The 21,507-nt window shown below is 68.0% G+C and carries 20 protein-coding genes and 1 riboswitch; of the genes, 10 read left to right on the top strand and 10 right to left on the bottom strand.

Going from position 1 to position 21,507, the window contains the following annotated elements:
- The first annotated feature begins 82 nt into the window (after window positions 1-82).
- From ACWFRF_RS04505 to ACWFRF_RS04480, 6 genes are all read left to right on the top strand, one after another.
- Window positions 83-988 (top strand): LysR family transcriptional regulator, encoded by a 906-nt coding sequence (locus ACWFRF_RS04505; protein WP_328663220.1) that lies wholly within the window; start codon window positions 83-85, stop codon window positions 986-988.
- A gap of 293 nt (window positions 989-1,281) precedes the next feature.
- A complete protein-coding gene (locus ACWFRF_RS04500) occupies window positions 1,282-2,472 on the top strand; it encodes an acyl-CoA dehydrogenase family protein (protein WP_452448916.1) in 1,191 nt (396 codons plus the stop codon).
- The gene (locus tag ACWFRF_RS04495; protein ID WP_452448915.1) at window positions 2,469-3,809 is read left to right on the top strand and encodes an LLM class flavin-dependent oxidoreductase; all 1,341 of its coding nucleotides are present in this window, start codon (window positions 2,469-2,471) and stop codon (window positions 3,807-3,809) included. The genes ACWFRF_RS04500 and ACWFRF_RS04495 overlap by 4 nt, the downstream gene beginning before the upstream one ends.
- Window positions 3,809-5,146 (top strand): NtaA/DmoA family FMN-dependent monooxygenase, encoded by a 1,338-nt coding sequence (locus tag ACWFRF_RS04490; protein ID WP_452448914.1) that lies wholly within the window; start codon window positions 3,809-3,811, stop codon window positions 5,144-5,146. The genes ACWFRF_RS04495 and ACWFRF_RS04490 overlap by 1 nt, the downstream gene beginning before the upstream one ends.
- A gap of 17 nt (window positions 5,147-5,163) precedes the next feature.
- Window positions 5,164-6,207, top strand: coding sequence for an aldo/keto reductase (locus tag ACWFRF_RS04485; RefSeq protein WP_452448913.1), 1,044 nt, complete (start codon window positions 5,164-5,166; stop codon window positions 6,205-6,207).
- Complete coding sequence (locus tag ACWFRF_RS04480; RefSeq protein ID WP_387448220.1) at window positions 6,204-7,241, top strand: aldo/keto reductase; 1,038 nt, start codon at window positions 6,204-6,206, stop codon at window positions 7,239-7,241. Before ACWFRF_RS04485 ends, ACWFRF_RS04480 begins: the two co-directional genes overlap by 4 nt.
- A gap of 207 nt (window positions 7,242-7,448) precedes the next feature.
- Here the strand turns inward: ACWFRF_RS04480 and ACWFRF_RS04475 are convergent, their stop codons facing one another.
- Together ACWFRF_RS04475 and ACWFRF_RS04470 are read right to left on the bottom strand one after the other, a co-directional pair.
- A complete protein-coding gene (locus ACWFRF_RS04475) occupies window positions 7,449-8,492 on the bottom strand; it encodes an LLM class flavin-dependent oxidoreductase (RefSeq protein ID WP_452448912.1) in 1,044 nt (347 codons plus the stop codon).
- Window positions 8,489-9,313 (bottom strand): DUF1684 domain-containing protein, encoded by an 825-nt coding sequence (locus tag ACWFRF_RS04470; protein ID WP_452448911.1) that lies wholly within the window; start codon window positions 9,311-9,313, stop codon window positions 8,489-8,491. The genes ACWFRF_RS04475 and ACWFRF_RS04470 overlap by 4 nt, the downstream gene beginning before the upstream one ends.
- Before the next feature lie 543 nt (window positions 9,314-9,856).
- Between ACWFRF_RS04470 and ACWFRF_RS04465 the strand changes: the two genes are divergently transcribed.
- On the top strand, window positions 9,857-10,138 hold the full coding sequence (locus ACWFRF_RS04465; protein WP_379312652.1) for a hypothetical protein: 282 nt from the start codon (window positions 9,857-9,859) through the stop codon (window positions 10,136-10,138).
- A gap of 82 nt (window positions 10,139-10,220) precedes the next feature.
- Here ACWFRF_RS04465 and ACWFRF_RS04460 read toward each other — a convergent pair whose 3' ends face one another.
- From ACWFRF_RS04460 to ACWFRF_RS04450, 3 genes are read right to left on the bottom strand one after another with little or no spacing between them, the layout of a single operon-like run.
- Entirely contained in the window at window positions 10,221-10,634 is a 414-nt protein-coding gene (locus ACWFRF_RS04460) for a hypothetical protein (RefSeq protein WP_452448910.1), read from the bottom strand.
- A 55-nt stretch (window positions 10,635-10,689) separates the two neighbouring features.
- Window positions 10,690-11,514: an SAM-dependent methyltransferase gene (locus ACWFRF_RS04455; RefSeq protein ID WP_452448909.1), complete on the bottom strand. Its 825-nt coding sequence runs from the start codon at window positions 11,512-11,514 to the stop codon at window positions 10,690-10,692.
- A 32-nt stretch (window positions 11,515-11,546) separates the two neighbouring features.
- On the bottom strand, window positions 11,547-12,440 hold the full coding sequence (locus tag ACWFRF_RS04450; RefSeq protein ID WP_387444519.1) for a helix-turn-helix domain-containing protein: 894 nt from the start codon (window positions 12,438-12,440) through the stop codon (window positions 11,547-11,549).
- Window positions 12,441-12,597: 157 nt separating this feature from the next.
- On the opposite strand from ACWFRF_RS04450, the gene ACWFRF_RS04445 reads away from it, so the two are divergent.
- Together ACWFRF_RS04445 and ACWFRF_RS04440 are read left to right on the top strand one after the other, a co-directional pair.
- Window positions 12,598-14,055, top strand: coding sequence for a helix-turn-helix domain-containing protein (locus tag ACWFRF_RS04445; RefSeq protein ID WP_452448908.1), 1,458 nt, complete (start codon window positions 12,598-12,600; stop codon window positions 14,053-14,055).
- A gap of 91 nt (window positions 14,056-14,146) precedes the next feature.
- Window positions 14,147-14,764 (top strand): hypothetical protein, encoded by a 618-nt coding sequence (locus ACWFRF_RS04440; protein ID WP_452448906.1) that lies wholly within the window; start codon window positions 14,147-14,149, stop codon window positions 14,762-14,764.
- A 19-nt stretch (window positions 14,765-14,783) separates the two neighbouring features.
- Here the strand turns inward: ACWFRF_RS04440 and ACWFRF_RS04435 are convergent, their stop codons facing one another.
- Genes ACWFRF_RS04435 through ACWFRF_RS04415 form a run of 5 tightly spaced genes read right to left on the bottom strand, consistent with a single transcriptional unit; the run spans window position 14,784 to window position 20,382 of the window.
- Window positions 14,784-16,316, bottom strand: coding sequence for an ABC transporter ATP-binding protein (locus ACWFRF_RS04435; RefSeq protein ID WP_452448905.1), 1,533 nt, complete (start codon window positions 16,314-16,316; stop codon window positions 14,784-14,786).
- A complete protein-coding gene (locus ACWFRF_RS04430; RefSeq protein WP_452448904.1) occupies window positions 16,309-17,130 on the bottom strand; it encodes an ABC transporter permease in 822 nt (273 codons plus the stop codon). The genes ACWFRF_RS04435 and ACWFRF_RS04430 overlap by 8 nt, the downstream gene beginning before the upstream one ends.
- Window positions 17,127-18,092 (bottom strand): ABC transporter permease, encoded by a 966-nt coding sequence (locus tag ACWFRF_RS04425; protein WP_452448903.1) that lies wholly within the window; start codon window positions 18,090-18,092, stop codon window positions 17,127-17,129. Before ACWFRF_RS04425 ends, ACWFRF_RS04430 begins: the two co-directional genes overlap by 4 nt.
- Window positions 18,093-18,103: 11 nt before the next feature.
- Window positions 18,104-18,865, bottom strand: coding sequence for a class I SAM-dependent methyltransferase (locus tag ACWFRF_RS04420; protein WP_379312639.1), 762 nt, complete (start codon window positions 18,863-18,865; stop codon window positions 18,104-18,106).
- Window positions 18,862-20,382 (bottom strand): ABC transporter substrate-binding protein, encoded by a 1,521-nt coding sequence (locus ACWFRF_RS04415; RefSeq protein WP_452448902.1) that lies wholly within the window; start codon window positions 20,380-20,382, stop codon window positions 18,862-18,864. The genes ACWFRF_RS04420 and ACWFRF_RS04415 overlap by 4 nt, the downstream gene beginning before the upstream one ends.
- A gap of 106 nt (window positions 20,383-20,488) precedes the next feature.
- Window positions 20,489-20,601: riboswitch (cobalamin riboswitch) on the bottom strand.
- A gap of 99 nt (window positions 20,602-20,700) precedes the next feature.
- On the opposite strand from ACWFRF_RS04415, the gene ACWFRF_RS04410 reads away from it, so the two are divergent.
- Window positions 20,701-21,498 carry an SDR family NAD(P)-dependent oxidoreductase gene (locus tag ACWFRF_RS04410; RefSeq protein WP_452448901.1) on the top strand — a complete coding sequence of 266 codons (798 nt, stop codon included), beginning with the start codon at window positions 20,701-20,703 and terminating at the stop codon, window positions 21,496-21,498.
- Window positions 21,499-21,507: the final 9 nt, after the last annotated feature.

Here is a 21,507-nt window from a genome sequence, read left to right as displayed (position 1 = left end):
TCTGATCGTAAGGATTTCCTGGAATGTCGCTACTGCGGATGATGGGCGAATCCGGACGCCAACCGGTCGAAGCGAGGAATTCATGTACGACATTCGACGCCTTGTCCTGTTGCGCGATCTCGCCGAGCGAACCACCATGACCGCCGTATCGGAATTGCACGGGATCACTACCTCGGCGGTCTCGCAACAGTTGCGCATTCTCGAAGAGGAAGTGGGCGCGGTGCTCACCCGCCGTGAAGGCCGGGTGTTGCGCCTGACCCACGCGGGTCGGGTGCTGGTGGACTACACCTCGCGGATCATCACCGCGCTCGAGGAAGCCGAGAGCGCGGTGGCCGCCACCGCCGAGGCCATCACCGGTGTACTCACCCTGGCCACCTTCCGCACCGCGCAGACCCGGCTCGCGCTGCCCGCGGCGGCGAGGCTGATGAACGAGAACCCCGGCCTGCGGGTACAGGTGGTCGACCTGATCCCGGTGGATGCGGTGCCCGCGGTACGCCAGCAGGAGGTCGACATCGCGATCACCTATTCGTACTCGTTCCGGGCTCGGGATCTGCCGCTCGGGCTGTCCTCGGAGTTCCTGTTCGACGATCCGCTCGTGCTGCTCGCCCCACCCGGCCTGCGGGAACGGGCCCGCCAGCAGGGCTTGTCCGCGGTGCGCGACGCCGACTGGATCGCCGCCCGCGACGGCGCGCCGTCGATCGTGTCGGTGATGTACGCCTGCCGTGAGGCCGGGTTCGCCCCGCGGATCGAGCATCGCAGCGGCACCTTCGCCGGGATGGCCGAGATCGTCGACCACGGGCTGGGCGTGGCGGTGGTACCGGAGATGTCGGTGCCACCGGAGTACCGGCACCTGGTCGCCTGCACCATCGCCAACGGGTCGCGCCAGGTCGGCGTGACCTATCGGCAGGCCTCCCTGGAAAGGCCCGCTGTCGCCGCGGCCATACGCATGCTGCGCACCATCGCGGCGCCCGAGCAGTTGGCGTCCTGATCCCGGTCGACGATCGAGAAAAACTGAACGAATCCGGTAGACCGGCTGTCTTGTTCGGTGACATCGGAGGTTCCGATACTGGATTGCGGAGACCGAACGTGGAAAGGAGGTCTCGTGGAATTGCCGAATATCCGGATCGAGGCCGCCGCCACGGCTCCGTCCTGTCGTCGCTGATTTCGACGATCCACTTCATCGCGCCCCGATTCCCTTTCCGGTGAATTCCGGTGCGCCGCACAGATCTGCGTTCGACCGCCGCCGAGCGGTCGTGACGCGACCAGGAGAGTGACACCCGCATGACCGCTGTGGCACCAGCACACACCGTGCACGGTCTCGACGAGGACGCGTTCGCCGACGCGCTCGCGCTGATCGCCGATCGCGCCGCCGAACACGACCGGGCGGGGGCCTTTCCGTTCGCCGCCTTCGAGGCGCTGCGCGCGATCGGCGCGCCCGCGCTCACGGTTCCGGTGGAATACGGCGGTCTCGGTGCGGGTCTCGCCGAGGCGGTCGAGGTGATCGAACGCGTCGGCGCCGCCGACCCGTCGGTCGGACTGATCCTGCAGTGGAACTACACCAACCATCTGAGCCTGCTCCGCGACGACAGCCCGTGGCCCGCAGAACTGAAGGAACTGGTGCTGCGCTCGGCCGCGACGGACGGCGCGCTGATCAACGGGCTCGCCGTCGAACGCGAACTGGGCAGCCTCTCCCGAGGCGGCATTCCGGCCACCACCGCCACCCGGCTGCCGTCGGGGGACTGGCGCATCGACGGTGAGAAGGCCTACGCCACCGGCATTTCCGGGCTGAGCTGGTTCACCGTCACCACCAGCACCGCCGAGCCGAGCCCGCGGGTGGCGACCTTCCTGCTCGACCGCACCGCCACCGACTGGCACGTCGAACCGACCTGGAATCACCTGGGCTTGCGCGCCTCCGATACCCAGTCGGTGGTCTTCGACGGCACGGTCGTCGCCGAGGCCAGGCTCGTCGACCTGCGCGACCCCAACGGCGGCACCGCCAAGATTCGCCGAGCCGGACGCCAATCGCTGCCCCTGCTGTTGGCCGCGAACTACAACGGCGTCGCGATTGCGGCACGGGACTGGCTGGTGCGCTACCTGCACACCAGAGTGCCCACCGCACTGGGTGATTCGCTGGCCACCGTGCCGCGCTTCCACGACCGCGTAGGTGAGATCGAAGCCTGGATCCAGACCAGCCGCGCACTGGTGCGCCAGGGCGTGACCAGCCTGGCCGACGACGAGCACGGGCGCCTGCCCGCACTGGCCAAACACGTGGCCACCTCCACCGCCATCCGGGTCACCGAATCCGCGCTCGACCTGACCGGCAACCCCGGCCTCGACCGACGACATCCGCTCGAACGCCACCATCGCGACGCCATGGTCGGGCGAATCCACTTCCCACAGAGCGATTTCGTACTCGCCGACCTCGGTCGCGCCGCGCTGGCGGCGGGCCGTGCCAAGGAGGAACAGCCGTGACCCGCCGACAGGTCCACCTCAACGTCAACATTCTCAACGCCGGCGTGTTCGGCGGCTCGTGGCGCTTCCCCGGCACCGACCCCGCCGCGAGTTTCACCCTCGACCACTACGTGCGCATCGCCCAGCGCGCCGAGGAAGCCAAGTTCGACGCGATCTTCCTCGCCGACGGGCCCGCCATCCGCGAGGACATCCGGTACCGGCCGTTCAACAGCCTCGAACCGACCGTGATCCTGGCCGCCGTCGCCGCGGCCACCGAGCGCGTCGGCCTCATCGCCACCCTGTCGTCGAGCTACAACGACCCCTACGACGTCGCCCGCCGCTTCGCCTCGCTCGACCTGCTCAGCGGCGGTCGCACCGGCTGGAACGTGGTCACCACCGCCGGTGTCGACGCGGCGCGCAACTTCGGCTTCGACGCCGAACCGGCCCACGCCGCCCGCTACGAACGCGCCGCCGAATTCGTCGAGGTGGTGCGCGCGCTCTGGAACAGCTGGGAGCCCGACGCGCTGATCGGCGACAAGGCCACCCACCGCTTCGCCGACTACACGCGCATCCACGCCGTCGATCACCACGGCCCGCACTTCGACGTGGCCGGTCCGCTGAATGTTCCGCGCTCGCCACAGGGCGAACCGGTGGTCGTGCAGGCCGGTGCGTCGAAAGACGGCCGGGCACTGGCCGCCCGGGTCGGCGAGGTGATCTTCACCGCCGCCCAGACCGCGGACGAGGCGGGGGAGTACTACCGCGACGTGAAGGCGCGTGCCGTCGGCTACGGGCGCAGGGCCGAGGACGTCCTGATCCTGCCCGGCCTGTCCACCGTGCTCGGTTCCACCGAAGCCGAGGCCGCCCAGCGCCGTGAACTGCTGGCCGAACTCGTGCCACCGGACTACGCGCTCGATCGGCTCGCCACCCAGCTCGGCGTCGACCGTGACGATCTCACCCTCGACGGCCCGCTCCCGTGGCACCTGCTGGCCGACCCCGACGAGGCGGGCGGGTCACAGACCTTCTACAAGATCGCCCTCGGCCTCGCCCGGCGCGAGAACCTGACGGTGCGCCAGCTGCTGCGACGCCTCGGCGGCGGCGCGGGCCACCGCATCGTCACCGGCACACCGGAACAGGTCGCCGACGCGATCATCGACTGGGTCGAGGCGGGCATAGCCGACGGCTTCAACCTGATGCCCGATGTCCTACCCGGCGGCTTCGACGACTTCGTCGACGGCGTCGTGCCGATCCTGCGCGAGCGCGGCGTGTTCCGCACCGACTACGAGGCGACCACCCTGCGCGGTCACCTCGGCCTGCCCGTCCCCACCTACCCGGGCACCATCGCAGAAGGGGCTGCCTGATGGCACGCAGACTGCACTTCCTCGTCAACGTCGGCAGCGCCGGCTACCACCCGGCCGCCTGGCTCGAACCGACCCTGCCCGCCGACGCCTTCATCCAGCTCTCGCACTACCAGCGGGTCGCGGCCGAGGCCGAACGCGGCGGACTCGACGGCCTGCTGTTCCCGGATATCCCGGTGCAGCAGCCCGGCATCGCCCGAGCGCCCGCCGCCACGCTCGATCCGATCCTGCTCAGCTCGGCGCTGGCCGTGACGACCGAGCGCATCGGGCTGATCCCCACCGCGACCAGCTCGCTGAACCTGCCCTACAACCTGGCCCGGCGGATCCTCTCGCTCGACCACGTCAGCGGAGGTAGAGCCGGTTGGAATGTGGTCACCACCTTCGAACCGAACGCCGCCCGCAACTTCGGCATCGCCGAGCTGCCCGAGCGCGACGAACGGTACCGGCGTGCCGCCGAGTACGTCTCGCTGACCGAGAAGCTGTGGGACAGTTGGGAATCCGACGCGCTGATCGGCGACCAGGAAGCCGGTGTCTTCGCCGATCCGGATCGGGTACACGCGGTGGATCACCGGGGCGAGTTCTACTCCGTCGCCGGTCCACTGAATGTGCTGCGCTCCCCGCAGGGCCGCCCGGTTCTCGTGCAGGCCGGAGCCTCCCCGCAGGGCCGGGCCTTCGCGGCCGCCCACGCCGAGGCGATCTACACGACCCAGCTCAGCCTGTCTGCCGCGCGTAGCTTCTCGGCCGAGATCCGCTCGGCAGCGGTGGCTTCCGGCCGCGATGGCGACGCTATCCGGATCCTTCCCGGCCTGGTCCCGGTGATCGGGTCCACCGAAGCCGAGGCCCGCGCACGGTTCGACGAGTTGCAGGGGCGGCTGCACCCCGACAGCGCTCCGGTGCGCCAGTTCGCCCGCTGGCTCGGCTATCCCGACGTCGACCTCGACCTCGACTCCCCGCTGCCGCACCAGCTCACCACGCTGCCCGCCGACCGGATCGGACCGCAGGGCTTCTTCGCCTCCCTCACCGGCTACGCGCTCGAAACCGGCCACACCGTGCGGCAATTGCTCACCGAGTTCCTGGGCGGGCACCGCGTGGTGATCGGGACACCACAGACGGTCGCCGACCACATCGAGCTGTGGCACCGCAACGCGGGCATCGACGGCTTCACCATCATCCCGGCCGTCCTGCCCGGCTACCTCACCGACTTCGTCGACCAGGTCGTGCCCGAATTGCGCAAGCGCAGGCTCTTCCGCCGCGAATACGAACACACCACCCTGCGCGGTCACCTCGGCCTGTCCGAACCCGCGAACTCCTTTGCCCGCGAAACTGTTTCCACGACCTGAAAGTGACAACCCACTCCATGACACTGCGACACCTCGGCCGCACCGGCGTACTGGTGAGCCCACTCACGTTGGGCGCCATGAACTTCGGCGCCTGGGCCAACCCCGACCACGACGACGCGGCGACGATCATCCACCGCGCCCTGGACGCGGGCATCAACGTCGTCGACACCGCCGACGTGTACTCCCAGGGTGAGAACGAACAGATCGTGGGTAAGGCCCTGCGCGGCCGCCGCGACGACGTGGTCCTCGCCAGCAAGTTCCACGGCCAGATCGGCACCGACCCGAACAGTCGCGGCAACTCCCGGCGCTGGATCGTCCGCGCCGTCGAGGACTCGCTGCGCCGTCTCGGCACCGACCACCTCGACCTGTACCAGGTACACCGCCCCGACCCGGACGTCCCGCTGGAGGAGACGCTGCGGGCGCTGGACGATCTGGTGCGCGCGGGCAAGATTCGCTACTACGGCACCACGACGTTCGAACCGCATCAGCTGGTCGAGGCGCAATGGGTGGCTCAGGACCGCAACCTGGCGCGGCCGGTCACCGAACAGCCGCCGTACTCGATCCTGGCTCGCGGCGCCGAACGCGCCACCTTGCCGATCGCCGAACGGCACGGCCTGGGCGTGCTCACCTGGAGTCCGCTCGCGGGCGGCTGGCTCTCCGGCCGCTACCGGGCGGGGGAGACCGCGCCCGAGTCGAGCAGGCTCACTCGGCAGCCGCACCGGCACGACCCCGAACTGGTCGCCAACCAGCGCAAGCGCGCCGCCGCCGAGGAATTGGCGAAACTCGCCGACGAAGCCGGCCTGTCGCTGGTGCATCTGTCGTTGGCGTTCGTACTCCAGCATCCGGCGGTGAGCACCGTCATCATCGGGCCGCGCACCCTGGCCCACCTCGAGACCCAGCTCGGCGCCGTCGACGTGCGGCTGAGCACCGAGGTGCTCGACCGCATCGACGAGATCGTCGCGCCCGGAACCGCACTCAGCCCCGCCGACGAGGGCTACCTGCCGCCCTCGCTCACCGACGCGGCCGTCCGCCGCCGCACCACGATCGGAGCCACCCGATGAGCCTGTCCGACCTGCGCTTGCTCGGCCGTACCGGAGTCCGGGTGAGCCCGTATGTGCTCGGCACCATGAACTTCGGTTCCCGTGGCGGCACCACCCACGAAGAATCGATCGCGCTGATCCATCGGGCTCTGGACGCCGGAATCAACATCATCGACACCGCCGACACCTATTCGCGGGGCGAATCCGAGATCATCGTCGGGAAGGCGCTGCGCGACCGTCGCGACGAGGTGATCCTGGCCAGCAAGTTCCACAACGCCGTCGACGACGACCCCACCCACCGAGGCAACTCCCGGCGCTGGATCGTCCGTGCCGTCGAGGACTCGCTGCGTCGCCTCGACACCGACCACCTCGACCTCTACCAGGTGCACCGCCCTGAATCGGTGACCGCACTCGAAGACACCGTCGCCGCTCTCGACGACCTTGTCCGCGCGGGCAAGATCCGCTACTACGGCACCTCGGTCTTCTCGCCCGGCGAACTGGTCGAAGCCCAGTGGATCGCCGACCGGACCAAGGCCAATCGCTCTGCTGCCGAACAGGTTCCGTATTCACCGCTGATTCGCGGCATCGAACGCGAGACCCTGCCGATCGCCCGCAAGTACGGACTCGGCGTCATCACTTACGGCCCGCTCGCCGCGGGGTGGCTCTCCGGTGAGTACCGCCTCGGCGCACCTCAACCGAGTTCGCATCGGGCCGAACTGATCCCGGGTCGATTCGACATCGACGCACCCGCCAACGCGGCCAAACTCGCCGCCGCCGACGCGCTCGCCGTCCTCGCCGAGGAATCAGGGCTCACGCTCATCCAGCTCGCGATCGGTTTCGTGCTCGCCCACCCCGATGTCACCGCAGCCATCATCGGCCCGCGTACCGGCGAACACCTCGATGCCTATCTGGGTGCGGTCGATGTCGTCCTGAGCGAGGAGATCCTCGACCGCATCGACGAGATAGTCCCACCCGGCACGATCTTCGCCGACCGTGACACCGGCAAGATCCCCGACGCGCTGGCCGACCCCGCCCTGCGCAGACGCGCCGCCTAACCCATCCAGTGATCGCTGAGGGAGACGTAATCCCTCTTCCTCAGCGATTTCCGGGTGGCGGCAGCGACTTCGGTTGATTGTTCGCCGCCCGGCACACGGGATCACCGTCGCGATCCATCGGCGCGGATCGAGGCCGTGCCGGTGTTGTGCTCGCTCCCAACCGGTGTTGTGCTCGCTCCTACGCTCGGCGATGCACCGAGCGGCTGGTCACGCCGACGTACTCGCCGCGTTCGTGAACGTCGGTTTCCAGCCCAGTTCGGGAGCGATCAGGTGCACGGTGTCGTGCAGGATCTGCTCGTAATCCTCACGGTGGAATTCGTAAGGCAATTCCAGGCGCAGCTCCGAGGTCTGCGCGAGCACCGGGTCAGCTCGCAGCTGTTCCAGGATCTGCTCCGCGGTGCCGACGATGTCCGGCGCGAACAGAATTCGGCGTTCACCTTGCGGGCCGAGAGTGCGGTCGTGGCGGCTCGCGGCGTAGGCACGGTAGCGCTCGCGGGTCGCAGGGTCGGCGCTGTCGAACGGCACGATCACACGTCCGACCGCCACGCGGGCGGGTCGAGCCGGGTCGATCAGGCGGCGGTAGTCCGCGATCAGGGTCAGCTGGGAGGTGGTGAAATCGTCACTGGCGTCACCGAAAACGATGTTGCCGCTGAGCAGGTTCAGTCCGTTCTCCGCGGTCCAGTGCACGGATCGGACGCTCCCGCCGCCGTACCACACACGATCGGCGAGGCCGGGGCTGTGCGGCTGCAGACGGGGACGCTGAGTGTTGCCCGGCGAGTGGATGACGGTGTCGGCGTCGCCGAGATAGTCGCCACGCAGGTTCTCGAGCAGACGGGCCACGCGACCGTAGGACAGGTCGAAGGTGCGCCAGTCGCCATCGAAGACCAGATCACCGATGAGATCGGCGTGCGGTGGGGTGCCCGCGCTGAAACCGGGCTGTAGTCGGCCCTGCGACAGCACATCGGCCAGCGACAGGTCCTCGGCCAGACGGAACGGGCTCTCGTAGCCGATGGGAATGACCGCGGCGCCCAGCTCTACTCGGCTGGTGCGCTGGGCGGCGGCGGCCAAAAAGACCGCCGCCGAACCCACGCCGTGCTCGAGATGACGCTGCCGGATCCACGCACCGTCGAAACCGAGGCGCTCACCGTACTCGAACAGCTGCAGCGTGTCCTCGAGCCCGGTGTACGGATCGTCGTCGAGGTAGTTGCCCGGCGTCAGGAACGCCAGCGTGCTGATCTGCGGTGTGCTCATCCCTGGCGCTCGTAGGGGATCTTTTCCCCCGCCTCGACCGCGATCGGGAGCCTGTTCTCGGCGGGCGGCAGCGGGCAGGTCGCGAGATCGGTGTAGGCGCACGGCAGGTTGACCGCTCGATTGAAATCGAGCACGACCGTGCCGTCGGGCGCCGGAGTCGAGACCTGCACAATGCGATTCGCGGCGTAGGTGGTGACTCCGGAAGTGGTATCGGTGAACAGCACCGACAGGTCACCGGGATTCCGGCCGGGGAACGCGGTCAGCCGCAGCGGTTGACCGTCGATGTCGAACTCGACCTGTCCCGGTGCGTCGTAGACATGCTCGAGCCCTTCGACCGAGGCGCCGACCGTGGTCGGTCGCGGCTGCTCGAAGCGCACATAGCGACCCGTCACCACCCACTTCGGGTCCGGCGCGAACGCGGGTGTGCCCCGAAACGCGGTGCGCAACTGGTTGTTCGGGTGCCGAGGGCGGACGATGTCGTTGCCACCACGGCGGGCGACCTCGATCACCGCGTCACCCCACACGGCGTTCACCCCGTCGCGCTCGGCGATCGCGCCGAACTCGTAGCGCCCCCGCACCGGTGTCCCCGCGACGACCAGTTCCTCGCCCTCGTCGAGCACCACGACCACACCGTCGGCACCGGTGGACCAGGTGCCGGGCGCGTCGGTGAACCGCTCCGGAGTTTCGGTGAGCCAGTGCAGGTTGGTGATGGCCAGGAATCCGTGCCGGTCGGCCAGGCGCGCCTCCTGCTGACGGTGCCATTGCTGCCATTCGGCGGTGAAACTGTCTACCTCGGCGACCGGGGTCTCCTGTGTTGCCATGATATCGATACAACCCCACACCACCGCCGACGAACAGAATTGCGCTCAGCCCGAACACAAGTCACCCGCTGTCGCTGCCGCGACAATCGACGGTGTGGTGACTGTTTCGTCGCTATCGTGGAAACGTATCCCGGTGGAGGGAGAGCCACGATGGCTACTGTGACGTTGTACCGCTACGTCGCCCAGCTCGAGGCGGTGCTGGTGAACCAGCGGCACCGTGAGGGTCTTGATGCGAGCCCCATCGCAGTCGAGTTTTACGAACTGCGGCCGCACCGACCGTCGGATCGTTGGCTCGAGCGGGGGTGGACCACATTTCGTAGAGAACGGGTGGATCCAGCTCCGACACCATCCTCCTCGCGCTGTGAGATTGCGGCGACTGAGGATGAGCACACTCGGTGGTCCCAGGCCGAAGGCGCGGCACTGCACGCGCTGCGTGGTACCGAATTGCAGCTCGTCCACGACCTGGGGTGCACGATCGGCGGGTTCCCGCCCCAGCTGCTGACGGCAGTGGGGAGGCGAGCGGCGAGGAGCCGCCGCGACCACGTGGAATCACAGCGTGCGCTGGACGAGTTCCGGCAGCGGCTGCGCAGCATCGACCAGAGATATCGGCCGATCCGGGCACAGCTCGCGACGCGGGTGCGGGAAGCAGCGGCGCGGGCTGGGGCAGAGCGGCAACGCTTGGATACAGCCCTGAGCCGAGCTGCCGCCTCCAGCGAACGGGCCGACTCACGCCGCATCCCGGAGCCGCGCCCCACACACCCCTCACCCAACCCGCACATCAGCACCTACACCAGTTTCGGGGTCGGTGGCCACTTCGGGATCTGAGCGGAGGGTGCAGGGTTCTCGCGGCTGCTAGGGGTGCTGCGGCCGTGCTGTGCCGGCACGCAGCGTCTCACGGCCGATTCGGTCACGCGGCGTGGGAGAGGAAGGTTGATCGTTCGAACTCGCGGTGCCGCACCGCGTGGACGAACGCGGTGTATTCGAGGTGGTCGAAGAAGAGCCTGGCGGTGCCTGTCGAGGCTCGGCATTCCGGCGCGGCGCTGAATTCGTAGAGGTCGTCGGATGCTCGGGTGATCGTCAGGGCGCCACGGATGGGCCGGTCTGCTCGGATCGCGGCCTGGAGGGCCTCGAACTGATGGTGGTCGAGGGTCAGGCATTCCTCGAGGGGGACAGGGTGTGCCGCGGTGGCGACCGGGCGCGCGAGTTTGTCGTCCCAGATGAGGGTGCGGTGGTTGTCGCGGTAGACCATCACGCACGCCTGTTGCGGGGAACTGGCGGCCGCTTTGCGGAAGTGAGCAGCGGGCGGTGTCGGTAACGACATGGTGGATCCTTTCGAACAGCGCTGCCGGCGACGGTGCCGGCAGCGCGGGCACACACTAGGGGAGACTGCCGATAGCCGCGAAATTGCAGGGGCGGGCGTAGTCGTCGTGGTCGATCGGCTGTTCGGGTCGCCAGTCGGTGGCGTAGGTGATGCCGGGGTCGGCGATCGTCCATCCGTCGAAGAAGGTCTGGAACTGCGCGCGGGTGCGCAGGGTGACCGGTGTGCTGGCATCGGTGAAGACCGCCGCGCCTGCGGAGACCTGTGCTTTGATCTCCGCGCCCGCGTCTTCGAGGGACACGTGTGTCATGGCGATGTGGCTACCGGGGGCGAGGGCGTCACGCAGCTGCGCGACGATCTTGCCGGGCTCGCTGGCGTCGGTGACCCAGGGAAGCACCGAAACCAGTAGCAGCCCAACGGGTTCGGTGAAGTCGATCAGGCGCTGGGTATCGGGGTGGGCGAGAATGCGCGCGGGCTCGCGCAGATCGGCGTCGACCATCGTCGCGGTGTCGGTGACGCCCTGTTCACGCAGCAGGTCGCGGGCCCGGTTGATCGCTTCTTCGTCGTTGTCGACGTACACGACGCGGGAATCGGGGGCGAGCTCGCGCGCGACCTCGTGGGTGTTGCCGCCGGTCGGCAGGCCGGACCCGATGTCGAGGAACTGGCGAATGCCGGTGCCGGCCATGTAGCGAACGGCGCGGGCGAGAAACCGGCGATTGTGCTGGGCCCACAGGGGATAGAAGGGGATGTCGGCGTAGAGCCGATGAATGAACGGCAGATCCGATTCGAAGATCACCTCGCCGGTGACCATGTGGTGATAGATGCGTGCGGAGCTGGGTTTGTTGGTGTCGATCGGGCGTGGCTCGAAGTCGCTGTCGGACATCGTGATTCCTCTGCGGTTGCGGTGGTGCCGGTCTATCGCTGAATGGTGGGGCGGCTGCGGAGGCCGCGGACGAGGTGTTCCATGAACTGACGTGAGTCGTGGGGGCTCAAGGCGGTCATCGCCAGGCGGTTGAAGATCTTGTCGCGGATACCGACGGCGGGTTTGTCATCGATGTAGCGGATCTCGCCCTGCGCTTCGATGACGGCCATCTCGAGATCGCCGGCCGCTCCCGGGGAGGGCACGCGAACCAGGATGTAGCGGTCTTCCATGCCGGCGCCGGGTGCCTGGTGGGTGAAGGGCATGACCTGGATCTGGATGTTGGGCCGGGCGGACAGCTCGAGCAGGTGGGTGATCTGGTCGAGCATCACCGCGTCTCCGCCGTAGGTGCGGCGCAGGCAGGATTCGGACAGGATCGCGTGGAACTCGGGTGCTCCCCGCGCGAGCAGGATTCGCTGACGCGCGACGCGGGCTCGGACGTAGTCGTCCACGGTGACCGCGTCCGGATCGTCGGGGTCGAGTTGGAGGGGTTCGTGCAGCGCGCGGATGTAGCTCTCGTGCTGGAGCAGGCCGGGAACGATCTCGGCAGCGGTCTCGCGTAGTCGGTCCGCCACCGCCTCGAGGTCGACGAGCAGTCGCAGTTCCTCGATGTAGGCGCGGCGGTAGCCGGAGTTCCAGAATCCGCGGCGATGGCTGTCTTCGCGGAGATCGAGCAGGATCGCGATGTAGTCGTGGTCGGTGACGCCGAGCTGCCTGACCAGCTCGTCGAGTGCCTGGGCGCTCAGATTGCCCGTGCCGCTGATCACCGCCGCGATGCGGGACTGGCTCACCCCGATCATCTTTCCCGCGTCGGCCTGGGTAGTGCGAGACCGGCGCAGAAGCGCGTCGATCTCTCGACCTAGCAGCACTTTTCGTGCGGTTCGTGCCATGGATCCCACCGTATCGGGCTGCTGGGCGGCGGCTGCCACCTGTTTCGCAATCCTGATTATCAGGTTAGATTATCAACCACGATTATTTGGCGAACAAGTCGGAGGGTGTATCCGAACTGCGACATACCCTGCGGCGCAAGAAGAGTGGGGCCCACTCATGGACGTCACCGACCCAGACACCCTCCGCGGCACTCTCGATGCCGGAGCCGCGAACAGCTGGGGGCAGCGACTTCGGACCTATCGTCGCGCTCGATTAGGGCTCAGCCGTGGGGATTTCGCCGAGTTGATCAACGATCGGGCTCGCCGCGACAGCGTCAATGTCGCGTGTTCGGAACGACACATCGCGCGCTGGGAACTCGGCGAGGTCCGCAGGCCCAGTAAGTCCTATCGCGTTCTGCTGGCTGCGCTCGGCGCACCGGTTCCCGAGATCGACTCCGTCCTGTCCTCGCCGGGCCTGAATGTGGGGTTCGCTCGTGAAGTGGTGTCACAGGCTCCCGAGTTCGTCGGTGCCGGTACGCGGCGCGGCGCGGATGCGACGCTGCTGGAGGCCCTCGCGACCGCCGTGGTCGGTTCCGCTGACATCCTGACGCCCTGGCTGCCTTCCCTTGACGTTCCCGAGATGCCCTGCGACACAGGGTGCCTCGATCTCGATGCGGTGCGCAGCGCCACCTCGGGATTGCGGGAACGCGATCAGCGACACGGTGGTGGCTCGGTCGCGCGCACGGCCGTCGATCTCCTGAAATCGACGACCGCGCTGCTGGCCGGATACCGCGGACACACGACGCTCGCGCACGCACTGCTGGTCGCCACCGCCGATCTGGCCCGGCTGATCGGGTGGGCCTACCACGACATCGGTGACCAGCATCGCGCCCGCCAATACGCCACCATGGCTTTGGTTTCCGCGCGGCGAGCGGGTGCGGACAGCCTGGTCGCGTCAACGCTCTACGTGCTGGGGCGGATCAGCTTGATCGAACGCGACCCGCGCGTCGCTCTGCGGATGTTCCAACTCGGCCAGCTACCTGCCCAAGACGCCACCGGCGGTGGGGAATCGGCGCGCTTGTATGCCAATGAGGCCTGGGCGCACGCGATGATGGGCGACGCCGACCGGATGCGGACCGCGCTCGCCCGCGCCGAAGACGAGATCGCCCGGGTCGCAGATCATCCCATCGACCCGTGGACCCGGGTGTTCTTCACCCCCGGAGAGTTCACCGGGATGCGATCGGTGATCTACAACGAGTACGCCCTGACAGCTCGCGGACAGACCGCGCAACATTACACAGCGGAAGCCGTCGACGCCGCTCGCGCCTCGTTGGCCGCGTCCACGCCGGGACGACCTGCCCGCAGCATTCTGTTCGACAACATCACCATCGCCACGGGCACCTTCCGCCTCGGCCAGATCGATGACGCGGTCTCCGTCGCGACGGCTTGCCTGGACATGACCGGTCAGGTCGACAGCGGGCGAGTCGGCGACCGGCTGGGGCAGCTGGTGCACGCCGCGAGTCTCGCGTCCTCGCGATCCGATGTTCGCGATCTCTGTCAGACGATCCGGCGGGCCGTCCGCACCGCCCGGCACACTCCACACCACCTGACCGAACATCGCCTCGCGACCGCGTAGCAATGTCGACGCAACCCGACGATGTCATCCCCACACAGCGGCATTTACGACATGCCCTGTCGAATGTCATTGTCGCAGAGATTATTCGGCGATGTACTCGGCTCATGACTACGACGACACCGAGACGTGGCCATCGGGCAATGGGCAGACGCCGGTGAGCCGGGTGTGTGTAGCTGTGACGCACGCAGGCGGCTCCGCCGCGAAGCCCGACAGCCGCGCTGGGGAGAACACACGCGTGCGGACCGCCGAGGGGTTACTGGAGGCCCGTCAGTTACTGCTCGCCGTCGCCGGGAACCTGCAGGGCGGGTCGCCGCTGATCGGATGGGCACGCGAGCTGGCGGATCTGCACGCGACTCTGTTCACCGCGTCGGTGTCGACCACCCGCCGGCCTGCCGACTTCGACGCGCCTACCACCAGCGGCCGGATCAACACCGTCATCGGCTTGATCGACGAGTGGTCGGCCTGCCATCTTCCTCGCCCCACCTCGGGCCGCCGGCACACCCATTCCCTCGGCGAGGTGATCAGCCACGTGGCAGACACCTACACCCACGTTCAATGGACACTGCGCCACACCAAGAGCGCCGAACACCAGCACCACGCCGCTCTGCGCTTTGCTCAAGTCCAGGAAGGCTATGCCGACCTGGTCGAGGAAATTCGAGCCCTGCGCGTCGCGCTCCCGCTGGGCCGGGGCCACCAACCCGCCCCATAGCGGGCGAGGACTCCAGTGTTCAGGTGGGTGTTGGTGTCCCTCTGGTACGGCGGAGTCGCCGGGTGTGGCCGACCTCGTCGGCGGCCAGGAATCCGGACAGGATCGGGATGGGCTGGTCGGCGCAGGATTCGGCTGGTACGCCGGCCTCGATGACGCGCCCCGCGTCGACCATCACGATCCGGTCGGCGCGGTGGAGGTGGGTACGCAGATCATGGGTGATCATCAGAATCGCGGCGCCGGTTCGATGCCGGTAGCTGTCGAGGTACTCCAGGATTCGGCTGGTCAGCGGCGCGTCGAGCGCGGTGGTGATCTCGTCGCACACCAGGACAGCGGGTTCGGCGCCGAGTGCTCGCGCGAGGGCGGCGCGTTGAAGCTGGCCGCCGGACAATCCCGCGGGATATCGAAGTGCCTGCCGCGCATCGATACCCAAGTCGTTCAGCAACTCGTGAGCGTACCGGCGGGCGGTGTCTCGGTCGACTCCGCGCAGCCGGACGGAGGTGGCCGCGACCTGGTCGAGAATCGTGCGCCGAGGGTCGAACGAGGCTGCCGACTCCTGCCACACGTACTGAACGGCGGCGATCTGTGCGCGACGACGCCGGCGCAGCGGGGCCAGTGGTTCGCCGTCGAGCAGCACGTGGCCGCTGTCGGGACCGACCAGTCCGGCGATCGTACGACCGATCGTCGACTTACCCGCCCCGGATACGCCGACCATCGCGACGAGTTCACCGCGATGCAGATCGAGGTCGACACCGCGCAGAATGCGCGAACGTCGATGGGAGACAGCGAGATCGCGCAGTCGCAGAACAGGCGGTGACACCGCGGACGCTCGTCGTCGGGGCGGTGCGGCCACCGGCGCGGGTCGGTCGCTGTCGTGGAGCCGACCCACGCGCACGAACAGCGTCCGGTCGCTGACCCGGTCGACGGCGACGGTGTCGTGGGTGACGAGCACTACGGCTTTGCCTGTCCGACGCAGCCGGTCGAGTCCGGTGAGCAGGGCGGCTCGCGCGAGGGGATCCAATCCGACTGTCGGTTCATCCACGATGAGCACATCGGGATCCGACATCAGCACCTGCGCCAGCGCGAGCCGGGTACGTTCGCCGCCGGAGAACTCGAACGGATACTTGCCGAGCATGGTGGCCATTGTGTGGTCGGACACCTCGAACGCCGCGGCTGTCAGCACGTCGGCAACGTGGCCGCGCCGGGTGGCCCTGTCGGTGCGCGGCAGCCCGAGGCGACGTCGACGCAGGCGTTCCAGTTCGGCCAGCGCGGTGCCGATTCTGCGAGCGGGGTTCAGGGTGGACGCCGCGTGCTGGGGCAGGTAGCCGATCCGGACTCTGTTCTGCGGGCCTCGGCACCGAATGCTGCCCGCGACCACAGTTCCCGCTACGGCGACACCCGCTATCGCCGTAGCGATGGTGGTCTTACCGGCACCGGAGGGACCGAACAGCGTGACGATTTCGCCGGCGTGCACGTCGAGGTCGATGTCGTCGACGAGGACGGTCCGGCCCGCGGTGACCCGTAGCGCACGCACACTGATGAGCGGCTCAGCCATCGCGGTCACGGGTGGCCAGGCGTGCGGCGTGGGTGCGAGGGTCGGCGAGCAGGTCGTCGGCGAGCAGATTGACCCCGACGATGAGCGCCACGATCAACAGCGCGGGCAGGGCCACCGACCAGGGCGCGATGGTCAGTGCGTCCTTGTTGGCCGCGACCGACACCGCCCAATCGGTCGAGGTGGTGTCGAATCCGAGGCCGAGGAAGTTGGCCGACGCCAGAAAGTACACGGCAGCGGTGAACCGCAACGCCAGATCGGCGGCGATCGGCCGGGACATCTCGGCAACCGCGTAGTTGCCGTATCGGAAGGCTCGGCTCTCGCCCTGCATCCGCAACGCGTCCATGACCGTACCGTGGACAGTCCCGCGGGCCGTCATGCGAACGAATCGCGCGATCGGCGCGACGAGCACGAAACCGATCGCACACGCGATCGCGACCGCTGAGCCACGAGTGCGCAACGCGGCAACCATGATGATGAGCAACGAGGGCAGACACAGCAGCACATCCATCGGGCGCATCAGCAACTCGTCCACCCACGCGCGTGGCGCCGCGGCGGCCGCGACACCGATCAGCGACCCGAGGAGATAGGCGACGGCGACGGTCACGGCCGCGACGACGAGGAATGTCCGTCCGCCGGTGAGTGCGGCGGCCAGCACGTCACGCCCGAGCCGGTCGGTACCGAACGGTGACCAGTCCGACGGCCCGAACGGCGACTGACGGTGCGGTGGCGCCCCCACGGCGAGAAACGGCCCCACGGTCGCGACGAGTACCGGCACCGCGACCAGCACGCTGTAGATCCAGCGGCGCACGGTCATCGGCGGATGCCTTCGGCCGCCACCGGCACCATGCGTTGCCCGGCGATATCGATGAGGGTGTTGATCGCGATCGCGACGACACCGGTGATCGCGACGATCGCGAGGATGACCGGGTCGTCACGGTTGCCGATGGCACCGATGAGCGCCGACGCGATGCCGGGCACCACGAACACCGCCTCCACGATGAGCACACCGGAGAGCAATCCGTCCCCGGTGCGCCCGAGTTCCTGCATCGCGGGCGCGAGCGCGTTGGGCGCGACATGCCGGGCCAGCAGCGACATCCGGCCGACGCCGAGCCGGCGGGCCTGGGCGATGTAGGGCTGATCCATCACATCGATGACACCGGCGCGGACCAGCCGAACCAGGGGAGCGGCGACGCGAGCGACCATCACGATCAGCGGCAGCACCAGGTATTCCGGACGGTCGAGCAGGGTGTCGAGGTCGGTCCCGAGGAAGGTGGCGGGCAGCAGGTCGAGATCGAGGGCGATGTAGCTGACGAGCAGGACCGCGAGCACGAAATCCGGAATGGAATCGAGCCCGATACTGACGGCGCTGACAATCCGATCACACCACGATCCCGGTGCCGAGCCCGCGGCGAACCCGGCCGTGACGGCGACAGGGACCAGCAGCGCCAAGGCCAGCACGGCCATCAGCGCGGTGGTCAGGAACGGGTCGGCGATCACGTCGCCGACCGGGTGCCCGTTGGCGTAGGACACGCCGAAGTCGCCGACCACGGCGCCGGCGAGCCAATCCAGGAAACGCTGGACCGGTGCGACGTCGAGGCCGAGCAGATGCCTGGCCGCCGCGCGCTGCTGCTCGCCGAGGACGTCGTTGCTCTGCACGTCGGCAGCATCGCCGGGCAACAGCAATGAGAGCACGAACACCAAGACCAGCAGCACGCCGAGCTGGCCGATCCCGATGACGCTGCGGCGCAGCAGGAATCGGGTGAACGGGGTCGACAAGCGCACGGACGCTACCGGATACCGACCACGATGCGGTCGTCACCGTACTGCCAGACGATGCCGGCCTCGGCGAATCCCGCGTCGCGGGCGAAGGCGACGTAGTCGTGCACGGTCGGCCGATCGTGCACGGTGTGCTCGAATCCGCCGTCGCGGGCCCGCACGAGTTCGGCGAGTTCGGGTGCTCGATTCACTGCGTCCCACCAGGCGGCCCAGTCCTCGGCGCCCGCGGTTCCTCGTCGCTCGGCGCGGCGTGCGGTCATCGATGTACCCAGGGCATCGAGCCGGGTACCGCCAGGACCCTCGTAGAGGTGGTCACCGTCGACGAACAACCCGCCCGGCTTCAGCGCTTGCGCGCAGGTCTTGATCAGCGCACGCAACGGATCACGATTCATCCAGTGCAGGGCGGTGGTGCTGACGAACGCGTCCGGGACTCGCTCCAGATCCAGTGCGTCGAGCCATCCCTCGGATCGCAGGTCGGCATTCACTGTCCGGAAGCGTGGCGAAGCCAAGGCCGGTTCGGCGAGACCGAGCAGCAGCGGATCGGCGTCCACGCCGACAACGCGGGCGTCGGGGAACCGGTCGAGCAGCCGCTGCGACAGGGTTCCCGGACCGACCCCGAGATCGACGATCAACAGGTCGTCGCGGTCACCGAGTTCGTCCAATACATCGCCGATCACCTCGAATCGCTGTTCGCGATCGGGCATGTAGTGCTCCTGCTGGCGGTCCCAGCGTTCGAGCCAGTACCGCGCCGTCGCCGCGTCCAGTCCGGTCATCGAGCATTCACCTCGTCGAATCGGGCCCAGCCGTGCGAGTTCGGTACCGCGGCGGGCAGTTGCTGAAAACGATCGCCCGCGGCGCTGTTCCAGGCGGTGTTGCCGAAGAAGACGAATCCGCCACGGTCGTACAGGATTTCGTGCATCGTTCGGTAGATCGCCGCACGTCCTTCCACGGTGGGTGTCGACTGTGCCTTGACGTAGAGCGCGTCGAACTCGCCATCGGACCACTTCGTCCGATTCTGCGGCGACCCGGTGAGCAGTCGTGACGCGAAATGGTTCGGAACGGGCAGCGGCCCGGACTGGCCCATCGTGAGATGGCCGGTGTTGAGCGCGTCGGTGTAATAGGTGTCCTTGGAACCGAGAACGACGTTGACCTTCACCCCACAGCGGCCCGCGTGTTCGGCGAAAAGCCTTGCCGACTCCACGAAGCCGTGCGCCACCGGCGCGGTGAACAGGTCGAACGACAGGTCACGCACCCCGGCGCGGCGCAGCAACCGGCCCACCTCGTCGGGATCGTAGGTGTGTTGGGGCAGGTCGGCGTAGTACTGGAAGCCTTTGCCGAACACATCGTTGCCGACCTCGCCGTTGCCCTCGAGCGCGACCTTGACCAGCTCGTCGCGGTCGAGCATCCGCATGACCGCCCGGCGGACATCAGGGTTGTCGAACGGGGCACGGTCGGTCTTCATCGCGAAGAAGTAGATGCCACTGTTGGGGGTCGCCGCGAGCGTCAGGCCGCGCCGACCCTGCAGGGTCCGTGCTGCCGACGGGGTGAGGTTGTCGGCGTAGTCGATCTCGCCGCTCTGTACCGCTGCGAGCCGGGCATCGGACTCCGCGCTGACGATGCGCAGTCGCCGGATCGACGGGGCGCCGTCCCAGTAGCGATCGTTGGCGGTAGCAACGAATTCCCTGCCCGCCGTGAAGGACTCGAACACGAAGGGGCCGGTCCCCACCGGCCGCTCGAAGTCGGTGGCCCCGTTCGGCACGATCTTGGTCCCATAGGCCGACAACGCGATCAGGAACTCGAAAGAGGGCTCCTTCAAGACGATCTCCACCGTGCGCGCATCGATCGCGCGGCTCTGGGCGAGGTCGACCTTGTCGAGCGAGGAGGCGGCGATGAACGGGCGACGCTGCGGCGGTCCGAGCACCCTCGAGAAGGTGTAGAGCACGTCATCGGCGCCGACGGCTTTCCCGTTGTGCCAGACGGCGTCTCGCAGGGTGATGCGCCACCGAGTGCCGTCGGCGTTCGGCTCCGCGGCTGATGCCAGGCGCGGGATCGGCGTCATCGTCTCGTCGATCTCGAACAGTCCGTCGTAGACCGCCTTCATCCGAGCCTCGTCGATGAACAGCGTGTTCACACCGGGATCGATGCCCTCACCGGCACCGGAGCCCTGGAAGGCGGCAGTGAAAGTGTCGACGGAATTCCCGGACGAGCGGTTGCACCCGACCAGGGCCGTGCCCGCGGCGAGCGCGCCGCCGAGCAGGAAGGTACGGCGGCGCAGATTCGACGGCTGCATGGATGCTCCTATCGCGTGGGCTCACACGCGACGAAGACATGCGCAAACAAGCCACAACCGGTGTGGCTCGGTTCGGCGCATCGATCAATACCCACGTGATCACGACCGTTTCAACAGTTCATCCGCAGGTATCTGGCTTCGGCTCGGGAACGAGCCTCACAGTTGCGGGACAGCCCCGGACTCACACCGGTCTTCCCTACGGACAGGCGATATCCTACGCGGTGCTCCGGACGTCGCGAGAAGCCCCGGCTGCTGCGGGTTTCGATCATCTCGAGCTGGGGCGTGTGGCGCTGCGGGTGGGATTGTTGGCGTCGGGCCATGGATCTGGGACTGGATGGAAAACGGGCGATCGTCACCGGCGCGAGCAAGGGAATCGGTCTGGCCATCGCGCGGGGGCTCGCGACGGAGGGGGTGGATGTGGTGCTCGCGGCACGGTCGGCGCAACCGCTGCGCGCCGCCGCCGACGAGATCGCTCGGCAATCGGGACGGCGGGTGATCGCGGTACCGACCGACACCGGCGACGACGAGCAGGTGAAAGAACTCGTCGCGCGCACCGTCGCCGAACTCGGTGGCGTGGACATCCTGGTGAACTCCGCCGCCACACCGTGGAGCGCGGGCGCGGGCGGCGATCTGCAAGCCACCACCGACGAGATCGTGCGCAGGGAAGTCGAGATCAAGGTGCTCGGATACCTGCGCACCGCACGTGCTGTCGCACCCCATCTGGTGGAGCAGGGGTGGGGTCGCATCATCAACATCAGCGGGCTCGGTGCGCGGCAGGCCAATTCGATCGGGCAGACCATCCGCAACGTGAGCGTCTCGGCGTTGACCAAGAACCTCGCCGACGAGCTGGGGCCGCACGGGGTGAATGTGACAGTCGTGCACCCGGGCCTCACCCGCACCGAACGGCTCACCGAACGGCTCACCCGCCAGGTCGAGCAAGACGGTGGCGACGTGGCCGAGCTGGAATCACAGCTGGTCAAGAATTCGATTCGCCGGATCATCGACGCGGGTGAGGTCGCCGATGTGGTGACGTTCCTGGCCTCGCCACGCAGCATCGCCATCACCGGTGATGCCATCGCGGCCGGGGGTGGCGTTCCCGGGCCGGTCTTCTACTGACGTTCGGGA

This window comes from Nocardia sp. NPDC055165 (genome assembly GCF_053606985.1).
This window is presented reverse-complemented; position numbering and strand designations above follow the sequence as displayed.

Bases quoted from the DNA above. Each gene is read 5' to 3' on its own strand.
- ACWFRF_RS04470 (WP_452448911.1), bottom strand. From the start codon at position 9,313: ATGGCAACACAGGAGACCCCGGTCGCCGAGGTAGACAGTTTCACCGCC.
- ACWFRF_RS04435 (WP_452448905.1), bottom strand. From the start codon at position 16,316: ATGGCTGAGCCGCTCATCAGTGTGCGTGCGCTACGGGTCACCGCGGGC.
- ACWFRF_RS04480 (WP_387448220.1), top strand. From the start codon at position 6,204: ATGAGCCTGTCCGACCTGCGCTTGCTCGGCCGTACCGGAGTCCGGGTG.
- ACWFRF_RS04445 (WP_452448908.1), top strand. From the start codon at position 12,598: ATGGACGTCACCGACCCAGACACCCTCCGCGGCACTCTCGATGCCGGA.
- ACWFRF_RS04410 (WP_452448901.1), top strand. From the start codon at position 20,701: ATGGATCTGGGACTGGATGGAAAACGGGCGATCGTCACCGGCGCGAGC.
- ACWFRF_RS04450 (WP_387444519.1), bottom strand. From the start codon at position 12,440: ATGGCACGAACCGCACGAAAAGTGCTGCTAGGTCGAGAGATCGACGCG.
- ACWFRF_RS04440 (WP_452448906.1), top strand. From the start codon at position 14,147: ATGTACTCGGCTCATGACTACGACGACACCGAGACGTGGCCATCGGGC.
- ACWFRF_RS04420 (WP_379312639.1), bottom strand. From the start codon at position 18,865: ATGACCGGACTGGACGCGGCGACGGCGCGGTACTGGCTCGAACGCTGG.
- ACWFRF_RS04490 (WP_452448914.1), top strand. From the start codon at position 3,809: ATGGCACGCAGACTGCACTTCCTCGTCAACGTCGGCAGCGCCGGCTAC.
- ACWFRF_RS04505 (WP_328663220.1), top strand. From the start codon at position 83: ATGTACGACATTCGACGCCTTGTCCTGTTGCGCGATCTCGCCGAGCGA.
- ACWFRF_RS04430 (WP_452448904.1), bottom strand. From the start codon at position 17,130: ATGACCGTGCGCCGCTGGATCTACAGCGTGCTGGTCGCGGTGCCGGTA.
- ACWFRF_RS04485 (WP_452448913.1), top strand. From the start codon at position 5,164: ATGACACTGCGACACCTCGGCCGCACCGGCGTACTGGTGAGCCCACTC.
- ACWFRF_RS04455 (WP_452448909.1), bottom strand. From the start codon at position 11,514: ATGTCCGACAGCGACTTCGAGCCACGCCCGATCGACACCAACAAACCC.
- ACWFRF_RS04415 (WP_452448902.1), bottom strand. From the start codon at position 20,382: ATGCAGCCGTCGAATCTGCGCCGCCGTACCTTCCTGCTCGGCGGCGCG.
- ACWFRF_RS04460 (WP_452448910.1), bottom strand. From the start codon at position 10,634: ATGTCGTTACCGACACCGCCCGCTGCTCACTTCCGCAAAGCGGCCGCC.
- ACWFRF_RS04500 (WP_452448916.1), top strand. From the start codon at position 1,282: ATGACCGCTGTGGCACCAGCACACACCGTGCACGGTCTCGACGAGGAC.
- ACWFRF_RS04475 (WP_452448912.1), bottom strand. From the start codon at position 8,492: ATGAGCACACCGCAGATCAGCACGCTGGCGTTCCTGACGCCGGGCAAC.